The sequence below is a fragment of the Nocardia canadensis genome, assembly GCF_032656385.1.
Classification (GTDB): domain Bacteria; phylum Actinomycetota; class Actinomycetes; order Mycobacteriales; family Mycobacteriaceae; genus Nocardia; species Nocardia canadensis.
The window spans coordinates 846,418-866,380 of record NZ_JAVCWB010000008.1 but is presented as its reverse complement, the minus strand read 5'-3'; the positions used below and the strand labels follow the sequence as shown (position 1 = coordinate 866,380).

Sequence of the window (19,963 nt, the reverse complement as noted above, 5' to 3'; positions counted from 1 at the left end):
AGACCCGATGTTCACCTCGGCTTCGGCACCGGCACAGGTGCACGAAACGCACACCGGAGTCGTCCTGCTCTACGGCGACCGCGCGTACAAGGTCAAGAAGTCGCTGCGCACCGACTTCCTCGACTTCAGCACCCCGGCCCTGCGCGAACGCGCGTGCGCGCGCGAACTCGAACTCAACCGCAGGCTGGCGCCGGACGTCTACGTCGGGGTCGCCCACCTCAGCGACCCGGCGGGCGGTCCGGCCGAGCCGGTGCTGATCATGCGCCGGATGCCCGAGTCGCGCCGGTTGTCCGAACTGCTCACCGACAGTCAGGGCCTGACCCCGGCGGCCTCGGCTGCCCTGGTCCGTTTGCTGGTGCGATTCCACGACGCGGCCGCACGCGGCCCCGAGATCGACCACGAAGGCACCGTCACCGCCGTGCGCGCCCGGTGGCGGTCCCTGCTCGACCCGCTGCGTGCCGCGCCCGCCGACCTCGTCGACCCCGACCTGTGTGCCCGCGTCGACCGAGCCGCGATGCGCTTCCTCGACGGCCGGGCCGCCCTGTTCGACAGCCGGATCGCCGACGGCTACCTCGTCGACGGTCACGGCGATCTACTGGCCGAGGACATCTTCGAACTCCCGGACGGGTTCCGGGTCCTCGACTGCCTCGATTTCGACGACCGTCTGCGCTATGTCGACCGGCTCGACGACATCGCGTTCCTGGCGATGGACTTCGAGTTCCTCGGTCACGGCGCGCTCGGTGACCGGCTCGTCGCGGACTACCAGCGGATGAGCGGGGACACCGCGCCCACGTCACTGCGCGACCACTACATCGCCTACCGGGCGACCGTGCGCGCGAAAGTGGATGCCCTGCGCGCCGACCAGGGCGACCCGGCCGCGGGCGAGCGACTGCGCGCCCACCTGCGCATCGCCGCGGACCGTCTGACCCGCGGCGCGGTGCGGCTCACCCTGGTCGGCGGTCTTCCGGGCACCGGGAAGTCCACTGTGGCCGCCGAACTCGCCGCCGAGACCGGCGCGGTCGTGCTCGCCAGCGACCACATCCGCAAAGAACTGGCCCGAGTCGACGCAGTGCCGGGGCACCTCGGGCAGTTCGGCGCGGGCCGCTACTCCGACGCCAACCGGGCCCGCGTCTACGACGAACTCCTGTGGCGGGCCAGAGTGCTGCTCGCCGGCGGCGTCTCGGTGATCCTCGACGCCAGCTGGACCTCCGCCGAGGATCGACAGCGCGCCACGGCCACCGCCGCCGAAGCCTGCACCGATCTCGTTCTCCTGCACTGTGTCTGCCCGACCGACCTCGCGCATCGCCGCATCGAGGGCCGCCACGGCCACGAATCCGACGCGACGACCGCGATCGCCGACGCGATGGCCGTGACCGCGGCGCCATGGCCCGACGCGGTCACCGTCGACACCAGCACAGCGCTCGCCGACTCCGTCGCCACCGCCCTGCACGCCTGGCGCACCCGCACCCCGCCCGTTCCCGTCACGACCTCGTCCTGAACCGGAGTCCCTCGGAAAGGCCCGACGATGACCGACCACCCCGACAATCCCCACCGATCCGTCGGCGCCGAGGTCGTCGTCGGCGCCGACGGATCGACCGGCTCGGCAATCGCGGTGCGCTGGGCGGCCCGCGTCGCCGTCGCCCGCAACCGCAGGCTGCGGATCGTGCACAGCATCGACCCCGTCACCACGGCCACACCTCGGGGCCTCTACGACGCGTTCGTCGCCTTCACGATGCAGGACATCCGGCTCCGCGCCGAACGGGTCCTCGCCGGTGCACTCGACGACGCTCTGGTCGTCGCACCCGAGCTGGCGGTCAGCACCGAACTCACCGACGGCAACGCCGCGCGGGCCCTCGTGGAACGGTCCGCACAGGCACATCTGGTGGTGCTCGGCGCGACCGCCTCGACGGGCTCGATGGCCCATCTCGGCTCCACTCTGCTCGCGGTGACCTCCCATGCCCGCGGCTGCGTCGTGGTGGTGCGCGGGTCCGACCCGGACACCCGGACCGGACCGGTCGTCGTCGGTGTCGACGGCAGCACCGTCGGCGAGCCCGCCATCGCCGCCGCGTTCGCCGAAGCCGCCGAACGCGGCAGCGACCTGGTCGCCGTCCATGCCTGGAGCGATCTGTCCCGCGGCGGATTCGCGGGCTCGAGCTATCTCGAGCTGCCGATCCCCGACTTCGACACCGCCGAAGAGGCGCTGTTGGCCGAACGGCTGGCCGGCTGGACCGAGCAATACCCCGAGGTCGTCGTCCGCCGTGAGATCGAGCTCTACGATCCGCGCGAACGGCTGGCGCGGTGGTCGCGGACCGCGAGCCTGATCGTCGTCGGCAGTCGCGGCCGCGGTGGGTTCCGCGGCCTGCTCCTCGGCTCGACCAGCAACTGGCTGGTGCAGCACGCCGACTGCCCCGTGCTGGTCGTGCACCCCGACTGAGCCGGCGACGAAGGCATTTGGTCCCCGCTGAACAGGCGCAATGGCCGTCTCGGCGAACCCCCTTACCGACCAGACTCGAGGTATGAGCGAACAACCAGTTCCCCGAGTCCCTGACCCTCCGACCCTCCGAGCCGCTGTCGGTCTCGGATGCCGGGCGCCGTCGGTCCACAACACCCAGCCGTGGCGGTGGGTCTTCGACGGCACCCGACTGCACCTGTTCCGCGACGCCGACCGGCAACTCACCGCGGCCGACCCGCACGGTCGCCAAGCCGTGATGAGCTGCGGCGCGGCGCTGCACCACGTCCGCACCGCCTTCGCCTCCTTCTGCTGGCGTACCGATGTCGCCCGCCTGCCCGACCTCGGTCGGCCCGACCTGCTGGCCACCCTCGAGTTCCGGCCGTGGCCCGATCCGCCCACCGCGGTGTTCCGGCGGGCCGAGGCGATCGAATACCGCTACACCGACCGACTGCCGATGGCGGAGCCCAGCGGCTGGGCGTCGGTCAGGGCGGAGCTCGAGGACCTGGTCAGCGCACACGAACTCACCCTCGACGTGCTCGACGAAGACGCGCGCGCCCGACTGTCGGTGGCTTCGGAACAATCCGGCGCGCTGCGCCGCTACGACATGGAGTACCAATCCGAAATCCATTGGTGGGCAGGTCATCCCGATATGCCCGAGGGAGTGCCGCCCGCGTCGCTGGTCTCGGAGTCCGAAGCCGCCCGCGTCGGCGTCGCCCGCACGTTCCCGTCGCCGGGACCCGGCGCCCGCCGCGGTGAGCTGCGCGACCACGCGCGCCTGGCCGTCCTCACCGCCACGAGCGAGACACCACTGTCCTGGCTGCATACCGGCGAGGCGCTGTCGGCGGCCCTGCTCGAATGCACCGCGTCCGGCTTGTCGACCTGCGCGCTGACCCACATCACCGAACTGGCCGCGGGGCGGCGACTATTGAGCAGCCTCATCGGCCACCCCGGCGTCCCTCAGGTCGTGCTGCGGATCGGTGTCGCGCCCGACGATCGGCGACCGCCGCCCACCCCGCGCAGGCCGCTGAGCGATGTCCTCACCACGACGACATGAGCGCGCCAGGCACCACAGCGAGGCGGCCACCGGAATCCGGTGGCCGCCTCGCTCTGTTCGAGCAGCGTCACTACTTTCTGCTGCGGACGACGATCGTCGGGATCTCCACCGAATGCAGCAGCGCGTTGCTGGTCGAGCCGAGCAGCATGCTCGAGAAGCCACCGCGGCCGTGGCTGCCCACCACGACCAGCTGCGCCGAGGCCGCTTCGTCGACCAGCGAGCGCACGGGCCGGTCGGCGACCACGATCCGGCGCACCGGCACATCCGGGTAGCGCTCGGCGTAGCCGGCGAGGGTTTCGGCGAGGTCGGCCTCGGCCGACTGCCTGCCCATCTCCCACCCGAACGCGGGCAGATCCAGTGCGCTGGAGTCGCTGAACGCGTGCAGCGCGACCAGTTCGACCTTGCGCCGCGATGCCTCGTCGAACGCGAGCTCGACCGCGGGCACACTGTTGGCGGTGCCGTCGACACCGACCAGCACCGGCAGGGCCGCCGAGACCGGGTCGATCGCCGCGATGCCGTGGATCACGGCCACCGGGCAGTGCGCGTGCTGAGCCGCCGCACGGCTGACCGACCCGAGCAGGCCACGCTGGAAGGCGCCGAGGCCACGACTGCCCACGACGAGGATCTCCGCCGTCGTCGAGCGCTCGATCAGCAGCGGCGCCGCCATTTCGAACGCGACCTCGGTCGTGATCGTGAGGTCCTCGTCCGGTACCGCGGCGCGGGCGACCCGTTCGGCCTCGCCCACCACCCGCTCGGCATCGACGCGCAGCCATTCCAGGTCCGCCTCCCCCAGGGACATGCCGGGACCGAACCCGGTCTGCAACGCCCCCGAGGTCAGGATGTGCAGGGGCAGGTGGTGCAGCGCCGCCTCAGCCGCGGCCCATGCGGCGGCCTGGTAGGAGTTCGCCGACCCGTCGACCGCGGCCAGCACCGGCCGGGGACGATGTTCGGTGGGCCGTGCCTTCTTGTCGGTCATCGGGGTACCTTTCCTCGTCGGGTCAACCAGACCAACGCCGGTTCACCTTCGAGCATCGTCGCGGCCGATGGACCCTCGGCAGGGGACAAAGTCATCGCGGGGGCGGGCCGATCGACCTCGAATTCGCCGTGGTCCGTGCCCGGCGGCCGCGCTTGCGGCAGGTCAGGCCACCGGTCCCCGGCTTCCGGGACCTTCGGCCCTGCCTGTCCACACCTCCGGCGCGCGAGGCTGTGCAGATGATCACCACGTACTTCCGGCGGCTCGATCCCCGAAGGGCCACGCTGTGCGTGTTCTCCGGGCTGCTGGCGATCTGGGCCTTCGCCGGATCCCTCGGCCTCATCACCGGCGCACTGTCCCTCGGTCCCGTCACCGAGTCCCGCCTGCCGTGGCACAGCCCCATCCTCGCCGGCGTGCTGCTCGCGCTGGTCGTCGGCCTGCCGATGACCGTCGTCGCCCTCACCGTCACCCACGACGATGATCCGGCGACCGCTCAGACGACCCTGGCCGCGGCGTACCTGCTGATCGGCTGGGTCCTGGCACAATTGCTGATCCTGCGTGAGTTCAGCTGGTCGCAGCCGGTCTGCGTGATCCTGGCGGTGACCGTGGCCGCCCTCGGCGCACCCCCACTCGGGCACCAGCCCACTCTCCGGCGCTGAACGTGATCATCGCCGAGTACCGAGAGCATCACCTCGCTCCCTGTGCCGCCGAGTTGGCGGACAATGAAGGGCGACGTTCCCCCACGCGAGAGAGAGCCTTCCATGACCACGGTATTTCTGGTCGACGACCACGAGATCGTCCGGCGCGGGGTGGGCGATCTGATCGCCCTGGAACCGGACCTCGAGGTCATCGGTGAGGCGGGCACTGTCGCCCAGGCGCTGGCCCGGATTCCCGCTTTGCGTCCCGATGTCGTCGTGCTCGACGTCCGCCTGCCCGATGGCAACGGCATCGAGCTGTGCCGCGAGCTGCTCTCGGCCGACCTGGGCCTACGCTGTCTGATCCTGACCTCGTTCACCGACGAGCAGGCCATGCTCGACGCGATCCTGGCCGGTGCCAGCGGATATGTCGTCAAGGACATCCGCAGCCTGGAGCTCATCCATGCCGTCCGTGAGGTCGGCGAGGGCAAGTCGCTGCTGGACAACCGGGCCGCGGCCGCCCTGATGGCCAAGCTGCGCTCGGAGGCGCAGGAGGACACCGGCCCGCTGGCGACACTGACCGAGCAGGAGCGCACGCTGCTGTCGCTGCTGGGAGAAGGCCTGACCAACCGTCAGATCGCGGCGCGCATGTTCCTGGCCGAGAAGACCGTCAAGAACTACGTGTCCCGGTTGCTGACCAAACTGGGTGTCGAACGGCGCACGCAGGCCGCGGTGATGGCCGCCGATCTGGACCGGCCGCAGCGACGATGATGTCCCGGCCTCCCCGTCGTGGCGTGGAAGAATGCAGGTCATGGACGACGAGTCGGTAGGTGGCGCGCGGCCGCCGGTGACCGAGACCCTGTCTCAGTTGCGGTTGCGTGAGCTGCTGGCCGAGGTGCAGGACCGGATCGCCCAGATCGTCGATGTCCGCGACCGGATGGATCGGTTGATGGAGGCCATGCTCGTTGTGACGGCGGGCCTGGATCTGGACAACACGTTGCGCACGATCGTGCATACCGCGATCGAACTGGTCGATGCCCGTTACGGCGCGTTGGGGGTGCGCGAGACCGACAAGACCAGCAATCAGCTCGCCGAGTTCGTCTACGAGGGCATCGACGACCGCACGCGGGTGCTGATCGGTGATCTGCCGCGCGGGCACGGGGTTCTCGGGTTGTTGATCGCCGAGCCGAAACCGATTCGGCTGACCAACCTTTCCGATCATCCGTCGTCGGTCGGGTTTCCGGACAATCATCCGCCGATGCGGACGTTCCTGGGTGTTCCGGTGCAGGTGCGCGGCGAGGTGTTCGGCAACCTCTATCTCACAGAGAAGGCCGGTGGCTTCGAGTTCACCGAGGACGACGAGGTGGTGGTACTGGCGCTGGCCGCCGCCGCGGGCATCGCGATCGAGAACGCCCGGTTGTACGAGCAGTCGCGGGTGCGCCAGCAGTGGCTAGAGGCGATGCGGGACGTGGCCACCGAGCTGCTGGCGGGCAGTCCGTCCGAGGAGGTACTCGGGCTGGTCGCCGAACGTGGCCTGCTGCTGACGAATGCGGCGTGTACGTTCCTGGCGCTGCCCGAGGACCCCGACATCCCACACGACGAGGTCACCGAGCTGGTGGTGGTCGCGGCGGCCGGCGCCGACGCCGGTGTGCTGGTCGGCAAGCACATCCCGGTCACCGATTCGCATTCGGCCGAGGCGTTCCGCACCGGACACAAGGTCACCGCCGACTCCCCGGCGCACAACCCGATCTTCGATTCCGTCGACAAGTTCGGGCCGGTCCTCACCTTGCCGCTGCGCGCGAACGGCACCGTCACCGGCGTACTCACCACCGTGTTTCCCGCCGGCTCGCAGCAACTCGGCGCCACGGATCAAACGCTGATGGCCGCGTACGCCGATCAAGCGGCGGTGGCCTTGCAGCTGGCCGCGACCCAGCGCCGGATGCGTGAGCTCGATGTGTACGCCGACCGCGACCGGATCGCCCGCGGCCTGCACGACCACGTCATCCAGCGGCTGTTCGCGGTCGGCTTGTCGCTGCAGAGCACGATGCAGCGGACCAAAACCGCCGAAGTGCGCACCCGGCTCGACGAGACCATCGACGATGTCCAGGCGATCGTGCAGGACATCCGGCATTCGATCTTCGACCTGCAGTCCAATACCGCCACCGATTCCTCGTCCTATCGCAAGCGTCTGCACAACATCATCACCGAGATGACCACCGATACCGGGCTGCGCACCACGGTGCGCCTCGCCGGACCTGTCACGGTGCTGGAACCTCCGCTGTCCGACCACGTCGAAGCCGTGTTGCGAGAAGCGCTCAGCAACGCCGTACGACACGCGAAAGCCACGACCATCTCGATCGAACTGGTGGTGCGCGACGAGGTGACCATCGAGGTCGCCGACGACGGCACCGGCCTCGACCCCGACATCACCCGGCGCAGCGGCCTGGCGAATCTGGCCGCCCGCGCCGAAGAGTCAGGCGGCACTTTCACCGTCCGCCCCCGTGACGGCGGCGGCACCGTCCTGCGCTGGTCGGCCCCGCTGCCTTAGCCCGTCAGCCGGTGGTCGAGGGGTGGACGTCGGCCATCACGCGCACCGTGCGCAACGACCGCCAGTACATCGCGGGCAGTGCCGCCGCGCATTCGGCGGTGCGATCGATCTCGCGCTGCAGCAACAGCCCGTAGGTGAACGTCGACTCCCCCGCGTTCTCCGCTTCTCTGGTCAGCTGGATCAGGTGATGCTTGGCCACCACCGCGTCCTGGTGATCACCGAGCAGGTCCTGCAGGGCGATCAGGCCCTCGGCGGCCTGATCGCTGCGCGCGGGATCCAGGTCGTGCACCGACTCCAGGTAGTAGCGGGTGCGCCGGATCGCCTTGCGCAGCGCGTGCATCGCCGCGTCGGTGGCGTCCTCGTCCCTGGCCGACTCGATCGCGCGCATCCGCCGCCGCACCCGCGCCAGCAACGCATCGAGCACCACGGCGTTGTCCGGCTCATCGATCCCGGGCACCACACCGCTGCGCAACAACCGTTCCTCGGCCATCAGATCCTCGATCATGGCCGGAAACCGCGGCGAGGCCAGCAGATCACGCGCGGCGGTCCAGGCCGGTCGCACCCGCGCGTCGAAGTACTTCGACGTCCGGGCCCGCACCGGACCCCGTAGGTAGCGCGGGCGCAGCACATCCATCGCGGCGTGCAGGCGCGCGGACTGCGTACGCAGTTCCTGGGCCGCGCCCAGACTGATACCGAACCAGCGCAGTTCCTCGATCAGCCGTCGGATCTCGGTCTGCCTGCCGATCGCGGGCCGGTGCGCAGACAGCGCGCTGCGAGCACGGCGCGCGGCGATCACCATCTCGACGACCGCATCCGGGTCATCGTGGCCGGCCGCGATCTGACCGTCCATGATCGTTTCTCGTTGGGTGTGCAGATAACGAGCCAGCAGGACACTCACCCGCTGCGGCTCCGACGCGGTCGACGCGTCGCCGGTCGTCTGGATCTGGATGCTCATCGCCGAACCTGCCTCGGTAGGGGGTGTGTCTGTCCCTTCACCCTGCTCCGTCCCGCTCCGGCTCCCCAGTGCCGTTGGCCCCGCCGAGTCCTCGATCGCGGCCACCGACGCCCACGACGAAGGGCCCACCGGTGCGGGCCCTGAGACCCTGCCGCTCGTCCCGGGAACCGGCGCACAGTGACAGAAACGGAAAGGAAGACATCATGACCACACCCGGAAACCCGAAGCAGCCGGTCGTCGTCGGTGTCGACGGATCGGACCAGTCGCGCCGAGCGCTGCGCTGGGCCGCGGACTTCGCCGCGCACCACCGGGTACCGCTGCAGCTCGTCTACGCCGCCGACGTCCCGGTCGACTACGGGCCGGGCCTGGCTGGTCCCCTCTACGACCTCGAAGCGCTGCGCAAACACGGCGAGTCCGTGGTCGCCGCCGCCGCCGTGGTGGCAACCGAGCTCACCACGCCGATCGCCGATATCACCGTCTCGACCGACGCCGTCCTCGGCTCCGCGGTCGCGGTACTGCGTCAACGCAGCGAATCGGCGCGCCTGCTGGTCGTCGGCAGCCGGGGGCTCGGGGCTTTCCGCCGCACCCTGCTCGGCTCGGTCAGCACCGCGATCGCCCGACATGCCGCGTGCCCGGTCGCTGTGATCCCGGAGTCGGAGGCACCGGCCGACGGCCCGGTGGTGGTCGGGGTCGACGGTTCACCGTGCAGCGTCGAGGCGGTCGCCATCGCCTTCGACGAAGCCGCCCGCCGCGATACCCGCCTGATCGCGATCCACGCCTGGTCGGAGTTCTACCGCTACGAGGCCCGCTCGACGATGCAGACCGAAGCCGAGGCGGTGCTCGCGGAAAGCCTCGCCGGCTACGCCGAGAAGTATCCCGAGGTCACCGTCGAACGGGTCGTCGTCGAAGACCGCCCGGCCAGAGCGGTCCTCGCGGCCGCGTCCGATGCCCAGCTGATCGTCGTCGGCAGTCACGGGCGCGGCGGGTTCGCCGGCATGACCTTGGGTTCGGTCGCTCAGACCGTCCTGCACGGCGCCGAGGCTCCGCTGATCATCGCCCGGCCGACCACGAGCCGCTGATCGCCACGATCGACGGTGCGGCCGGTCACGGCACCAGGACCGCCGCACCGTCGAAGCGGCCGAGGGACAGATCGCTCAACGCGCGATCCGCGTGATCGAGCGGGTAGCGGTGGGTCGAGACCGTGAGCCGACGCTGCTGCGCGAGTTCGAGGAACTCCTTGGCCTGCGCCCGCGTGTTCGAGGTGACGCTGCGGATCTGGCGCTCCCGGAACAGATGTCGTTGATAGTTCAGTGGCGGCACGTCGGTGAGGTGGATACCGGCCACCGCCAGCGTCCCCCCGGCGTCCAGCGCCGCCATCGCCGGCAGGACCAGGGCGCCGACGGGAGCGAACAGGATCGCCGAATCCAGCGGTTCCGGCGGCGCGTCGGCGGCGCCCTGCACCGAATCCGCGCCCAAGGCCAGGGCCAGCTCCCTGGCCGCCGCGTCCCTGGTCATCACGTGCACGCGCGCGCCCCGGGCGAGAGCGACCTGCGCGGTGAGATGAGCACTGCCGCCGAAGCCGTAGATGCCGAGCACCCCACCGTCGGGCACCTCGGCCCGCACGAGCGCGTGATAGCCGATGATGCCGGCGCACAGCAGCGGTGCCAGCTCGTCGTCGCGGTAGCCGCTCGGCAATGCCACCGCGAAATCGACCGGCACAGTGGTGAACTCGGCATACCCACCGTCGGTGTCCCAGCCCGTGTAGCGCGAGCGCGGACACAGGTTCTCCGCCCCGCGCAGACAGTACCGGCACTGTCCACACGTGTACCGCAGCCACGGGATGCCGACCCGATCGCCGACCGTCACGCTCACGCAGCCGTCCGGAACCGACACGACCTCGGCGACCACCTCGTGGCCCGGAGTCACATGCTTGCGGTGCACGGGCAGATCGCCTTCGACGACGTGCAGATCGGTCCGGCACACTCCGCACGCCAGTACCCGCACCAGGAGCTCGCCGGGGCCGGGTTCCGGGACCGGTTCGTGTCCGAGCCGCAGCGGCGCCGAGCCGACCGGACCGGGATGTTCCACTCGCCACGCGCGCATCATGTCATCGCTCCTCTGTTCGCCCCCGCTGTGCCGATGCCACCCTGACACGCCCGCCCGGTGTAGGGCCGGAGGCCGAGGGCCAGTCCACCGAAGTCCTCGACAGCAGAGCACTTCGGCCCTCTTCCACCGCCGCCGCGTCGGGCGAGAATCGGCTGCGCACGTTCCCTGTCCGAGCAGTGAGGCAGTACCGATGTCAACACCGACCACCCGCCCCGTCGTCGTCGGCGTCGACGGCTCCGATTCCGCCCTCACCGCCGTTCGCTGGGCCGCCAGGGCCGCGGTCCTGCGCGACACATCGCTGCACGCGGTGCACGCGATGAGCTCGGGCTGGGATCTGGGCCGCGTCGGCACGGTGTCGATACACAATCAGCACTTCCACGACGACGGCCGGGCCGCGCTGGCGAGCGCGACCACGGTCGCCCTGGCCGAGACCGCACCCGATCACCTCGAGATGCGAACATCGGTGGTGAGCCCGGCCCCGGTGTCGGCGCTGCGCCGTAGCGCCCGCCATGCCCAGCTCCTCGCGGTCGGCACCCGCGGCCTCGGTGCCTTCGAACGGGCACTGCTCGGTTCCGTCAGCAGCGCGCTGGCGCGCCGCCCCGTGTGTCCGCTCGCGATCGTCCCCGCCTCGTTCGATCCCGCGCCCGACCGTCGACCCGTACTGGTCGGTCTCGACGGTTCCCCGGGCAGCGACCGCGCCCTCGACTTCGCGATCGAGGAGGCGTCGCTGCGCGGTGTCGGCCTCGTCGCGCTGCGCGCGTGGACGACACCGGCCCCCGGCGTACACGACTCCCGGATGACCGAGCACACCCATCGCCTGCTGGCCGACAGCCTGGTCGGCTACGGCGAGAAGTATCCCGATGTGCCGATCACCCGGATCGTCACCGACGACGATCCGGCGCGCCGATTGCTGCGCGAGTCGGCCGGTGCCCAACTGCTCGTGCTCGGCAGTCATCGGCGCGGCGCCCACGACGGTTTCGGGTCGGTGAGCCGAACCGTCGCGTACGCCACCGAGATCCCGCTCGTGCTGGCCGGGCACCGTTGACACCGGCGCCCTACGCCCTGGCGCGTTCCCTGGCCAGGGCGCGGTCGCGTTGTTCTTCGAAACGCGGAATCCGCACCTGGGCCAGGTCGTCGAGGAATCCGGCCAGCCGCTCGCGCACCTGCTCGCCGCGCGCACCGAAATCGTTGCGGCCGAAGATGTTCCACTGCCGCAGCACCGGCTGCAGGACCTCCTCGAGGTGCTGTCGCAGGTCGTAGACACCGTGCTTGGCCATCAGCACGCCGTGACGACGGAAGTTCGGCATTCCCGCGCCGGGCATGCGGAAGTTCTCCACGATGTCGGCGATCGCCTCGATCGCCTGATCCGGCACCAGATCCAGCGCCGCCGCGCACACGGTGCGATAGAAGATCATGTGCAGGTTCTCGTCGGCGGCGATGCGTTGCAGCATCCGGTCGGCGATCTCGTCGTCACACACCCGCCCGGTGTTGCGGTGGGTGACGCGGGTCGCCAGTTCCTGAAAGCTGACATAGGCCACCGAGTGCAGGAACGCCGAGCCACTGTCGATGTCGGCTGCCGTGGCCCCGGAGGCGAAGCCATTGGTCATGTGGACCATCCTGGCGTTCTCGAGCGCCACCGGATCGACCCCGCGGGTCACCACCAGATAGTCGCGCAGCACGATGCTGTGCCGCATCTCCTCCGCGGTCCATCGGCCCACCCACGTGCCCCACGCACCGTCGCGGGAGAAGTTCTCGGCGATCTCACGGTGATAGGAGGGCAGGTTGTCCTCGGTGAGCAGGTTGGTGATCATCGCCGCCCTGGCGACCTCGCCGAGCTTGGATTGATCACTCTCCCAGTCGGTTCCACCCAACGCCGCGAAGTTTCGCCCTTCGTCCCACGGGACGTAGTCGTGCGGATGCCAGTCCTTGGCCAGCGCCAGGTGGCGGTGCACGCAGTCCTCGGCCGTCGGCTCGAGTTCGGTGAGAATCTCGCGCTGTGTCAGATCGCGGGTCAACGGGGGTGCCTGCCCTTCTGTTCGAGGAGTCGGATGCCGGTGACGATCTCGGGTTCGATGGCCACGACGGTGTCCATCACCCGGCCGACCCACGGCCGCAACAGCTGTTCGTAACGCGCCACCCGCGCCGGATCGGTGACGGTGCGCGCCAATCCGGTGACCATGACCGACCACCCGGTGCGCCGCACCGCGTCGATGTCGTCGACCTGGTAGGCCACCACCACGGGCGCGTTGGCTTGCACCGCACCGGTCAACCGCGAGGTGAGCCGGGTGCGGACGACGATCACGTCGTCCTCGTCGACGAGGTGGTTGACCGGGCGGATCGCCGGCAGCGCGTCGCGGGTGAACAGCACCCGGCCGAACGGCGCCGCTGCCACCAGCCGCATCGCCTCGGCCCGTTCGAGTTCGACGACATCGCACGGTTCCCGGCCGTCACCGGCCAGTTCGATCACGACCGCGCCTCGTGGTCCGCCGCACACACCAGCGCCAAGTCGCCGTCGTAGCGGCGGTACACGAGTCGGCCACGTCCACTGCCCGGATCGGTGAAGAACACGTGCGGCAGCCCGAATCGGCACAGCCGGCTCGCGGCTTCGGACTCGGTGAGCTGTGGCGCCGGATGCGGGTTCACTGTCAGCGCCATCGTTGTCCCGACGCCGGGCGGGCGGGTGTGGTGTTGTCGTGCCAGTCGCGCGCCCAGCGGTCCCGCCCAGTAGACGAGCGCGTCCTCACCGGTCTCGCCGTCGATGAACAGGTGCGCGTCGTAGTCCAGCCCGTCCATCACCCGGGTGGCCGAAGCCGGGTCGGTGCGCAGCAGCGCGCAACGCTTACGGCGCACGATCGGCCGGACCTCGCTCACCGAAGCCAGCGGCGGCCGCGCCGGGTCGGGCCAGATTCTCGGCGGCCCCGCCGGTGCCGACCGCGAGATCTCCCGGTCGAGCCGCTCGGAGACGATCCGCGCGACGAATCCGGCGGGACCCGCTACCTGCACCCGCAGCATGGCGGGCCCCTGCCCCGCGTTCACCTGCGCCAGCACCGATCCAGCAGGCACGGCGGACAACCGGATCCGGACCGGTCCGTCGACCCGGCGGCTGCGCAGCACCGCCTCGACCGCACGCGCCGTTCGCGCGACATCGACCGCGTCGACCGCACCGGCGGTCACCACCGCGATCTCTGAACCGGTCCACCGTAGTCGGGGAGAACTCACGTAATCCGACCTGCTTTCCGCTGCTTGATCCCGTCCCGCAAGAGGCTCCGGGCAATAGCACCACCCGCGCGGTCCGGCGTTTAGGGGCCAAGGTCCCGCCGCCGGGTGACCATCGGCCCGAAAGGCGAGTGACCCGTTCGGATCAGGCGCGCAGGAGGGCGGCCTGGACTTGGCGCAGACGCTCGACGTCGCCGCGGAAACCGGCGACGGCGTCGTTGTAGAGGAAGGCTTCCCAGAGCCGCACCAGCGCGTAGGCCAGGGTGGCGCGCTCGATCGGGGGGCGGTAGCCCTCGTCTTCGGCGCGGGCGATGAGTCCTTCGACGACGGCGACCGCGGCCTGGTGGACGGGCCCGTCGCTGCGCGTGATCAGGCGCAGGGCGGCGGTGGACTCGTTGTCGAAGTAGGTGCGCAGCGAATCGTCCTGGACCAGCCAGTGGATGCAGCGATCGAGGATCTCGTTGAGGCGTTCGGCGCCGGTCGCCTCGCTGGTGCGGTCGGCGTAGGCGACCATCCGCTCGAGCTGGCCGGCGATGGCGGCGCCGAGCAGGCCGTCGCGGGAGCCGAACCAGCGGTAGATGCTGGTCCGGCCGAGGCCGAGGTGGGCGGCGATGGCGTTGACGTCGATGCGGTTGCCGGACAGGAACACCTCGATCGCAGTGCGCAGCACGTCCTCACGGCTGGCCGCGGCGGGGCGTCCCGGTGCTCGTGTCCCGTCGGCTCGCGTCACATCGCACAGCATAAGGGCTCCCCCGTGACCACCATTTGAAACATACGACATGCTGTGTAACATACTCGACCATGCAATTGGCACTGACCGAGGACGAGCTCGCCTTCCGCGACGAGCTCCGGGCCTTCTTCCGGCGCGAAATCCCCGCCGACATCCGCAATCGGGCCAGGCACATGGCCGAACTGAGCAAGGACGACATCGTCACGACCCAGCGCATCCTGCACGCGCACGGACTCGCGGTGCCGCACTGGCCGGTCGAGTGGGGCGGGCGCGACTGGACCCCCATCCAGCGCCATCTCTGGCACGACGAGATGCAGCTCGCCTCGGTGCCCGAGCCACTGACCTTCAACACCAACATGATCGGTCCGGTGATCGCCCACTTCGGGTCACCGGAGATGAAGCAGCGCTTCCTGCCCGCCACCGCCAACCTCGACATCTGGTGGTGCCAGGGCTTCTCCGAACCCGATGCCGGTTCGGACCTGGCCTCGCTGCGCACCGTGGCCGTCCGCGACAGCGACCACTACGTGATCAACGGCCAGAAGACCTGGACCACCGCCGCCCAGAGCGCGGACTGGATGTTCTGCCTGGCCCGCACCGACCCGGACGCGCCCAAGAAGCAGGCAGGCATCTCGATGCTGCTGTTCCCCCTCGACACCCCTGGCGTGACGGTCCGCCCGATCGAGCTCATCGACGGCGGATTCGAGGTCAACGAGGTATTCCTGGAGAACGTGCGCGTCCCCGCCGACCAGCTCGTCGGCACGGAGAACCACGGCTGGACCTACGCGAAGTTCCTGCTCGGCAACGAACGCACCGGCATCGCCGCCGTCGGCCAGACCAAGGTGCGGCTGTGGCTCGCCAAGGAATACGCCAAGCAGACCCCACTCGACACCGGCACCCTGCTCGACGACCCGGTCTTCGCCGCCCGCATCGCCGAGCTCGAAAACGAGCTGCTCGCACTGGAACTCGTACAGATGCGGGTCGTGGCCGGCTCGGCCGACGGCGCCCCGAACCCGGTGTCGTCGATTCTCAAGCTGCGCGGTACCGAACTCCAGCAGGCGGTCACCGAACTGCTCGTCGACATCGCCGGACCCGACTCCCTGGCCCGCGAAGGCGATACCGGCGACTGGGCTCGCCGCAGCACCGCCACCTACCTCAACTACCGCAAGACATCGATCTACGGAGGATCCAACGAGGTGCAGCGCAGCATCATCGCTTCGACGATCCTCGGATTGTGAGACACCGTCATGGATTTCGAACTCACCACCGAACAGACCATGCTGCGTGACACCGTGCGCAGCGTGCTGGCCCGCCACTACACCCACGAACATCGCGCCCAGGTCATCGGCACCGATCCGGGCTGGGACCCGCAGGTCTGGTCGACCTTCGCCGAGATCGGCTTGCTCGGGCTCACCATCTCCGCCGAGGACGGCGGGATGGGCGCCGGCCCCATCGAAACGATGCTCGTGCTCGAGGAACTCGGCCGCGTCCTGGCACCCGAACCGGTGCTGGATTGCGCGCTGCTGCCGGGCGCGCTCATCTCCAGGGCCGGGTCACAGCTCCAGCGCAAGCAGATCCTGCCCGAGGTCGCCTCGGGCGAACGCCGCATCGTGTTCGCGCACGGTGAGCCCGGTCTGCGCCCGGTGACGGCCCAGGTCACGACCCAGGCGACGCTGGTGGGCGACGGCTGGCAGGTCAGCGGACGCAAACATCCCGTGGCCTGGGGTGATTGCGCCGACCAGCTCATCGTCAGCGCGGCGCTGCCCGACGGCGGCACCGGACTGTTCCTGATCGAGCCCACCGATTCCGGGGTGACCGTCGCCGGCTACCGCACCCACGACGGCAGACGCGGCGCCGACCTCACCTTCGACCGCGCCACCGCGGTTCCCCTCGGCGCCGCGGTCGACGCCGGCGACGCCATCGCCGACATCATCGTCACCGCCCAGGCCGCGCTCGGCGCCGAGGCGATCGGCGCGATGTCGCAAGCGTTGCGACTCACCACCGAATACCTCTCGACCCGCAAGCAATTCGGTGTCCCGCTGCGCAGCTTCCAGACGCTCACCCAGCGCGCCGCCGACATGTACGTATCACTGGAACTGGCCCGGAGCATGAGCCTGTACGCGTCGATGTCACTGGCCGACGGCGTCGCCGACCCCGTCGTCGCGGCCCGCGCCAAACTGCGCATCGGACGCTCCGGCAGGCACATCGGACAGGAAGCGATCCAGATGCACGGCGGCATCGGGATGACCGCCGAATACCCGGTCGGCCACTACACCGCGCGCCTGACCGCCATCGAGCACACCCTCGGTGACTCCGGCGACCACCTGCGCTACCTGGCCGGTCACGTCGCCGACCACCAACTCGCCGAAATCTGAACACCCTGCTCGACATCGCCGCAGGTCAACACGTGCGGCGATGTCGAGCAACGACCGGTGACCGACGACCCCGCGTGACCTACCTCGCCGACAACTGTCACCACGCAGACCGTGACGCCACCACGCCGCAGCGGTCGGGACCGAATGCCGCGGCGCCGACTACAACGTCCGGCACCGCTCGAGCTGTCGCGCGACCATCTGAGCGGGCCATGCGAGAACGGCGGCGGTCAGTCGATCGGGCTGTGGCCCAACAGGACCCGGCCACTGAAGCGGGTCTGCTTGGCGCGGGGCAGGGGATGGAACTGGCAGCCGTGGATGTCGCGGTAGAGGCGTTCGAGGTCGCAGGCGCGGGAATAGCCCGCGCCGCCGGTGGTTTCGATGGCCAGGCGGACCGTGGTGATGAGCGCGTCGGCGGCGACGGTCTTACGGCTCAGGGCGCGGGCCGCGTAGGCGTCGGTGTTGGCGAAGGTCAGGTCCTCGGAGTCGGCGAACATGGCGGTGATCAGATCCGCCGCGGTCGTGTAGGCGTTGAGCATCTCCCCCGCCGACTGCACCGTGTGGAACTCGGTGCGGCCCTCGAGCATACGGGCGGTCAGCTCGACGGCGGTATCGGCGACACCGAGGTAGGCCGCCAACACCAATGGCAGCGCCGCGCCGATCACCACATTCAGCACCGGCGGCCAGGCACCGGCCGGACGGATCAGCGAGACCGCGGCGTCGGGCACGAACACCTCGTCGAGAACGACCGTGTGCGATCCACTGGCGCGCAGCCCGAACGCGTCCCAGGTCTTGTCGATGCTCACGCCGGGCGCGGTCATCGGCACCGCGCAGTGCACGACCTGATCCTCGAAACGGACGCTGGTCACCAGCACGTCCCCGACCTCGCACCCACTCGCGGGCGCCTTCCTGGCACTGACCAGATAGCCGCCCTCGACGCGCACGGCCGTGCCGTTGGAGTCGACCCAGTCCGACGCCCCCGTGCTGACCAGGATCGCGCCCGCCGCGACCTTCGCGAAGACCGCGGAGGCGTCGACACCGTGCTTGTGCCGCCACACCTGCGCGGCCACCAGATGCGAATGCATGGCGAACGCGACCGCGGTCGACGGATCATGGCGACCGAGTTCACGCAGGACCTCCCCCATCTCCTGATGGGTGGCACCGCCACCGCCGAACTCGACGGGAACGAGCGCGGCCGAGAGGCCGTCGGCACGGAGCCGGTCGAAGGCGGCGACGGAGATCTCGCCGGTGCGGTCCCGCTCGGGGACCTCCGAACGCAGGGATTCACCGAGCAGGCGAGCCAGAGCGACGCGGTCGGTGCGGGACGTGGTGTCGGGAAATGTGGAAGTCATGTTTCGAAGGTAGGAACCACCGCGATAACCGGATAGTCCAGAAAGTGGACTCCCCCGGTCCAGAAACTGGACCCCGTCGGCGAGGTGACCATGACTGATACGACCGCAGGCTACGGCCAGTACTGCCCGATCTCCCGTGCGCTCGACGTGCTCGGCGAGCGCTGGTCGCTGCTCATCCTGCGCGACCTCTACCTGGGCACGACCCGCTTCAACGACCTGGCCCGCGGCCTGCCCGGACTGTCGCGCAGCCTGCTCGCCAAACGGCTGCGCCAGTTCGAACGCGCCGGGCTGCTCGACAAGATCGGCGCCGACCACCTGCTCACCGAAGCGGGCACCCAGCTCGAACCGATCCTGTTCGGCCTGGGCGAATGGGGCGCCCGATGGACCTTCGGTGCCCCCCAGCACGAGGAACTCGACGCCGCACTGTTGGTGTGGTGGATGCACACCCGCGTCGACACGTCCGGATTCCCGGGCAGACGCCATGTCCTGCAGGTCCGGTTCACCGACGACGTCCGCCGATTCTGGATCGTCGTCGAGGGTTCCACGCCCTCGGTCTGCGAGACCGACCCCGGCTACCCCGTCGACGTCGCCATCATCGCCGATGTGGCCGCCCTCTACGAGGTCTGGCTCGGCCGGATGCCGTTGACCCACGCCCAGCGCACCGGCCGCGTCAGTTTCGCCGGTCCCGCCGCTCTGACCCGCCGCATGCCCACCGTGCTCCAGCTGAGCCCGGTCGCGGGCTATGTCAGCGAAGCGACCCTCACCGAGAACGCCACCGCCCGCGCGTCCTGAGCTCGGCCGACCTCACGGCCACAGACGTTCCCGCACCCAGGCCTCGCCTGTGTCGCGGTAGCGCAAGCGCAGGTGTCGACGGTCGTGACTCGCCTGCCAGAACTCGACCTCGACCGGCGCGACCAGGTACCGCGTCCAGGTCTCCGGCGCCACGTCGGGATTCTCGGCGACCCAGCGCTCGGCGTCGCGGGCGGCCCGCGACAGCTGCGCCGGATCGTCGAGCACCTGCGACTGTCGTCCGATGAACGCCTCGACCCGCGAGGCCGGCGGTCGGGCGAGGAAGTCCTCGGCGGAGACGTCCGGCGCCGCGGGTGTGACCGGGCCGCGCAGCCGGACCTGACGGCCGCGACCGGGCCAGAAGAACGTCAGCGCCGCCTGCGGAGTCTTGCTCAGCTGCAGGCCCTTCGGGCTTTCCGAGCTGGTAGCGATCGCCCATCCCGCGCGGCCGACGTCCTTCAGGATCACCACGCGCGCGTCCGGAGCGCCCTCGGCGTCCACGGTCGACAGCGTCACCGCGTGTGGGGCCAGCACGTGTTCGCCGGCCTCGTGCAGCCAGTCGAGGAACAGCTCCTGCGGTGTCGACGGTGCCGAGTCCGGGTCGAAGTCCGGCAGGTCGTCGGGAAAGGACGCCCAGCCACGCAAGGAAACCATGCCCCGACCGTACGGCCATCGACCGTTCGACCGATACCGCCACCGCGGGGATTCGCGTGGACGAGCTCCGATTTCAGCTCTGGACAACACAATCGACCCGTTGTTACTTTCGAGTAACTTGGGTGCGGGG

20 protein-coding genes are annotated in these 19,963 nt (G+C 69.9%); 11 read left to right on the top strand and 9 right to left on the bottom strand.

All coding sequences use genetic code 11. The features are described from left to right. The first annotated feature begins 7 nt into the window (after nucleotides 1-7). The 3 genes from Q7X29_RS17765 to Q7X29_RS17755 all read left to right on the top strand — a co-directional run bounded on the left by Q7X29_RS17765 (nucleotide 8) and on the right by Q7X29_RS17755 (nucleotide 3,506). Complete coding sequence (locus Q7X29_RS17765; RefSeq protein ID WP_316574767.1) at nucleotides 8-1,498, top strand: bifunctional aminoglycoside phosphotransferase/ATP-binding protein; 1,491 nt, start codon at nucleotides 8-10, stop codon at nucleotides 1,496-1,498. A gap of 27 nt (nucleotides 1,499-1,525) precedes the next feature. After that, nucleotides 1,526-2,434: a universal stress protein gene (locus tag Q7X29_RS17760; RefSeq protein ID WP_316574766.1), complete on the top strand. Its 909-nt coding sequence runs from the start codon at nucleotides 1,526-1,528 to the stop codon at nucleotides 2,432-2,434. Between the two features lie 82 nt (nucleotides 2,435-2,516). Beyond that, nucleotides 2,517-3,506 carry an Acg family FMN-binding oxidoreductase gene (locus tag Q7X29_RS17755; protein WP_316574765.1) on the top strand — a complete coding sequence of 330 codons (990 nt, stop codon included), beginning with the start codon at nucleotides 2,517-2,519 and terminating at the stop codon, nucleotides 3,504-3,506. A gap of 70 nt (nucleotides 3,507-3,576) precedes the next feature. Here Q7X29_RS17755 and Q7X29_RS17750 read toward each other — a convergent pair whose 3' ends face one another. Further along, nucleotides 3,577-4,482, bottom strand: a complete 906-nt coding sequence (locus Q7X29_RS17750) for a universal stress protein (protein WP_218720113.1) — start codon at nucleotides 4,480-4,482, stop codon at nucleotides 3,577-3,579. Nucleotides 4,483-4,718: 236 nt separating this feature from the next. Between Q7X29_RS17750 and Q7X29_RS17745 the strand changes: the two genes are divergently transcribed. The 3 genes from Q7X29_RS17745 (at nucleotide 4,719) to Q7X29_RS17735 (ending at nucleotide 7,662) form a co-directional block, all read left to right on the top strand. Beyond that, nucleotides 4,719-5,138, top strand: a complete 420-nt coding sequence (locus Q7X29_RS17745) for a hypothetical protein (RefSeq protein ID WP_316574764.1) — start codon at nucleotides 4,719-4,721, stop codon at nucleotides 5,136-5,138. Nucleotides 5,139-5,240: 102 nt separating this feature from the next. Then, entirely contained in the window at nucleotides 5,241-5,885 is a 645-nt protein-coding gene (locus tag Q7X29_RS17740; protein WP_218720111.1) for a response regulator, read from the top strand. Between the two features lie 40 nt (nucleotides 5,886-5,925). Then, nucleotides 5,926-7,662 carry a GAF domain-containing sensor histidine kinase gene (locus tag Q7X29_RS17735; RefSeq protein WP_316574763.1) on the top strand — a complete coding sequence of 579 codons (1,737 nt, stop codon included), beginning with the start codon at nucleotides 5,926-5,928 and terminating at the stop codon, nucleotides 7,660-7,662. 4 nt (nucleotides 7,663-7,666) lie between these two features. Here the strand turns inward: Q7X29_RS17735 and Q7X29_RS17730 are convergent, their stop codons facing one another. Continuing rightward, nucleotides 7,667-8,617, bottom strand: a complete 951-nt coding sequence (locus tag Q7X29_RS17730; RefSeq protein WP_218720109.1) for a CHAD domain-containing protein — start codon at nucleotides 8,615-8,617, stop codon at nucleotides 7,667-7,669. A gap of 203 nt (nucleotides 8,618-8,820) precedes the next feature. On the opposite strand from Q7X29_RS17730, the gene Q7X29_RS17725 reads away from it, so the two are divergent. Further along, nucleotides 8,821-9,696 (top strand): universal stress protein, encoded by an 876-nt coding sequence (locus Q7X29_RS17725; protein WP_218720108.1) that lies wholly within the window; start codon nucleotides 8,821-8,823, stop codon nucleotides 9,694-9,696. A 25-nt stretch (nucleotides 9,697-9,721) separates the two neighbouring features. Here Q7X29_RS17725 and Q7X29_RS17720 read toward each other — a convergent pair whose 3' ends face one another. Continuing rightward, the gene (locus Q7X29_RS17720) at nucleotides 9,722-10,720 is read right to left on the bottom strand and encodes a zinc-binding alcohol dehydrogenase family protein (protein ID WP_316575380.1); all 999 of its coding nucleotides are present in this window, start codon (nucleotides 10,718-10,720) and stop codon (nucleotides 9,722-9,724) included. 193 nt (nucleotides 10,721-10,913) lie between these two features. Between Q7X29_RS17720 and Q7X29_RS17715 the strand changes: the two genes are divergently transcribed. Continuing rightward, a complete protein-coding gene (locus tag Q7X29_RS17715; RefSeq protein ID WP_218720107.1) occupies nucleotides 10,914-11,768 on the top strand; it encodes a universal stress protein in 855 nt (284 codons plus the stop codon). 10 nt (nucleotides 11,769-11,778) lie between these two features. Here the strand turns inward: Q7X29_RS17715 and Q7X29_RS17710 are convergent, their stop codons facing one another. The 4 genes from Q7X29_RS17710 to Q7X29_RS17695 all read right to left on the bottom strand — a co-directional run bounded on the left by Q7X29_RS17710 (nucleotide 11,779) and on the right by Q7X29_RS17695 (nucleotide 14,669). Beyond that, complete coding sequence (locus Q7X29_RS17710) at nucleotides 11,779-12,738, bottom strand: acyl-ACP desaturase (protein ID WP_218720106.1); 960 nt, start codon at nucleotides 12,736-12,738, stop codon at nucleotides 11,779-11,781. Next, nucleotides 12,735-13,190 carry a pyridoxamine 5'-phosphate oxidase family protein gene (locus Q7X29_RS17705; protein WP_308248590.1) on the bottom strand — a complete coding sequence of 152 codons (456 nt, stop codon included), beginning with the start codon at nucleotides 13,188-13,190 and terminating at the stop codon, nucleotides 12,735-12,737. The genes Q7X29_RS17710 and Q7X29_RS17705 overlap by 4 nt, the downstream gene beginning before the upstream one ends. After that, nucleotides 13,187-13,942, bottom strand: coding sequence for a sigma 54 modulation/S30EA ribosomal C-terminal domain-containing protein (locus Q7X29_RS17700; protein WP_218720105.1), 756 nt, complete (start codon nucleotides 13,940-13,942; stop codon nucleotides 13,187-13,189). The genes Q7X29_RS17705 and Q7X29_RS17700 overlap by 4 nt, the downstream gene beginning before the upstream one ends. A 142-nt stretch (nucleotides 13,943-14,084) precedes the next feature. Further along, entirely contained in the window at nucleotides 14,085-14,669 is a 585-nt protein-coding gene (locus Q7X29_RS17695) for a QsdR family transcriptional regulator (protein ID WP_316574762.1), read from the bottom strand. Nucleotides 14,670-14,740: 71 nt separating this feature from the next. On the opposite strand from Q7X29_RS17695, the gene Q7X29_RS17690 reads away from it, so the two are divergent. Beyond that, nucleotides 14,741-15,904 carry an acyl-CoA dehydrogenase family protein gene (locus tag Q7X29_RS17690; RefSeq protein WP_316574761.1) on the top strand — a complete coding sequence of 388 codons (1,164 nt, stop codon included), beginning with the start codon at nucleotides 14,741-14,743 and terminating at the stop codon, nucleotides 15,902-15,904. Between the two features lie 9 nt (nucleotides 15,905-15,913). Beyond that, a complete protein-coding gene (locus tag Q7X29_RS17685) occupies nucleotides 15,914-17,041 on the top strand; it encodes an acyl-CoA dehydrogenase family protein (RefSeq protein ID WP_218720102.1) in 1,128 nt (375 codons plus the stop codon). 227 nt (nucleotides 17,042-17,268) lie between these two features. Here the strand turns inward: Q7X29_RS17685 and Q7X29_RS17680 are convergent, their stop codons facing one another. After that, nucleotides 17,269-18,390, bottom strand: a complete 1,122-nt coding sequence (locus tag Q7X29_RS17680; RefSeq protein WP_316574760.1) for an acyl-CoA dehydrogenase family protein — start codon at nucleotides 18,388-18,390, stop codon at nucleotides 17,269-17,271. Between the two features lie 90 nt (nucleotides 18,391-18,480). On the opposite strand from Q7X29_RS17680, the gene Q7X29_RS17675 reads away from it, so the two are divergent. Beyond that, nucleotides 18,481-19,182, top strand: a complete 702-nt coding sequence (locus Q7X29_RS17675) for a winged helix-turn-helix transcriptional regulator (protein ID WP_218720100.1) — start codon at nucleotides 18,481-18,483, stop codon at nucleotides 19,180-19,182. 12 nt (nucleotides 19,183-19,194) lie between these two features. Here Q7X29_RS17675 and Q7X29_RS17670 read toward each other — a convergent pair whose 3' ends face one another. Beyond that, nucleotides 19,195-19,833, bottom strand: coding sequence for a pyridoxine/pyridoxamine 5'-phosphate oxidase (locus tag Q7X29_RS17670; RefSeq protein WP_218720099.1), 639 nt, complete (start codon nucleotides 19,831-19,833; stop codon nucleotides 19,195-19,197). Between the last annotated feature and the right edge of the window lie 130 nt (nucleotides 19,834-19,963).

What these genes read in the sequence shown, in the direction of transcription:
- Q7X29_RS17730 (WP_218720109.1), bottom strand. Translation starts at nt 8,617, where the DNA reads ATGAGCATCCAGATCCAGACGACCGGCGACGCGTCGACCGCGTCGGAG.
- Q7X29_RS17720 (WP_316575380.1), bottom strand. Translation starts at nt 10,720, where the DNA reads ATGCGCGCGTGGCGAGTGGAACATCCCGGTCCGGTCGGCTCGGCGCCG.
- Q7X29_RS17675 (WP_218720100.1), top strand. Translation starts at nt 18,481, where the DNA reads ATGACTGATACGACCGCAGGCTACGGCCAGTACTGCCCGATCTCCCGT.
- Q7X29_RS17725 (WP_218720108.1), top strand. Translation starts at nt 8,821, where the DNA reads ATGACCACACCCGGAAACCCGAAGCAGCCGGTCGTCGTCGGTGTCGAC.
- Q7X29_RS17760 (WP_316574766.1), top strand. Translation starts at nt 1,526, where the DNA reads ATGACCGACCACCCCGACAATCCCCACCGATCCGTCGGCGCCGAGGTC.
- Q7X29_RS17755 (WP_316574765.1), top strand. Translation starts at nt 2,517, where the DNA reads ATGAGCGAACAACCAGTTCCCCGAGTCCCTGACCCTCCGACCCTCCGA.
- Q7X29_RS17765 (WP_316574767.1), top strand. Translation starts at nt 8, where the DNA reads ATGTTCACCTCGGCTTCGGCACCGGCACAGGTGCACGAAACGCACACC.
- Q7X29_RS17735 (WP_316574763.1), top strand. Translation starts at nt 5,926, where the DNA reads ATGGACGACGAGTCGGTAGGTGGCGCGCGGCCGCCGGTGACCGAGACC.
- Q7X29_RS17715 (WP_218720107.1), top strand. Translation starts at nt 10,914, where the DNA reads ATGTCAACACCGACCACCCGCCCCGTCGTCGTCGGCGTCGACGGCTCC.
- Q7X29_RS17745 (WP_316574764.1), top strand. Translation starts at nt 4,719, where the DNA reads ATGATCACCACGTACTTCCGGCGGCTCGATCCCCGAAGGGCCACGCTG.
- Q7X29_RS17750 (WP_218720113.1), bottom strand. Translation starts at nt 4,482, where the DNA reads ATGACCGACAAGAAGGCACGGCCCACCGAACATCGTCCCCGGCCGGTG.
- Q7X29_RS17690 (WP_316574761.1), top strand. Translation starts at nt 14,741, where the DNA reads ATGCAATTGGCACTGACCGAGGACGAGCTCGCCTTCCGCGACGAGCTC.
- Q7X29_RS17670 (WP_218720099.1), bottom strand. Translation starts at nt 19,833, where the DNA reads ATGGTTTCCTTGCGTGGCTGGGCGTCCTTTCCCGACGACCTGCCGGAC.
- Q7X29_RS17685 (WP_218720102.1), top strand. Translation starts at nt 15,914, where the DNA reads ATGGATTTCGAACTCACCACCGAACAGACCATGCTGCGTGACACCGTG.
- Q7X29_RS17740 (WP_218720111.1), top strand. Translation starts at nt 5,241, where the DNA reads ATGACCACGGTATTTCTGGTCGACGACCACGAGATCGTCCGGCGCGGG.
- Q7X29_RS17680 (WP_316574760.1), bottom strand. Translation starts at nt 18,390, where the DNA reads ATGACTTCCACATTTCCCGACACCACGTCCCGCACCGACCGCGTCGCT.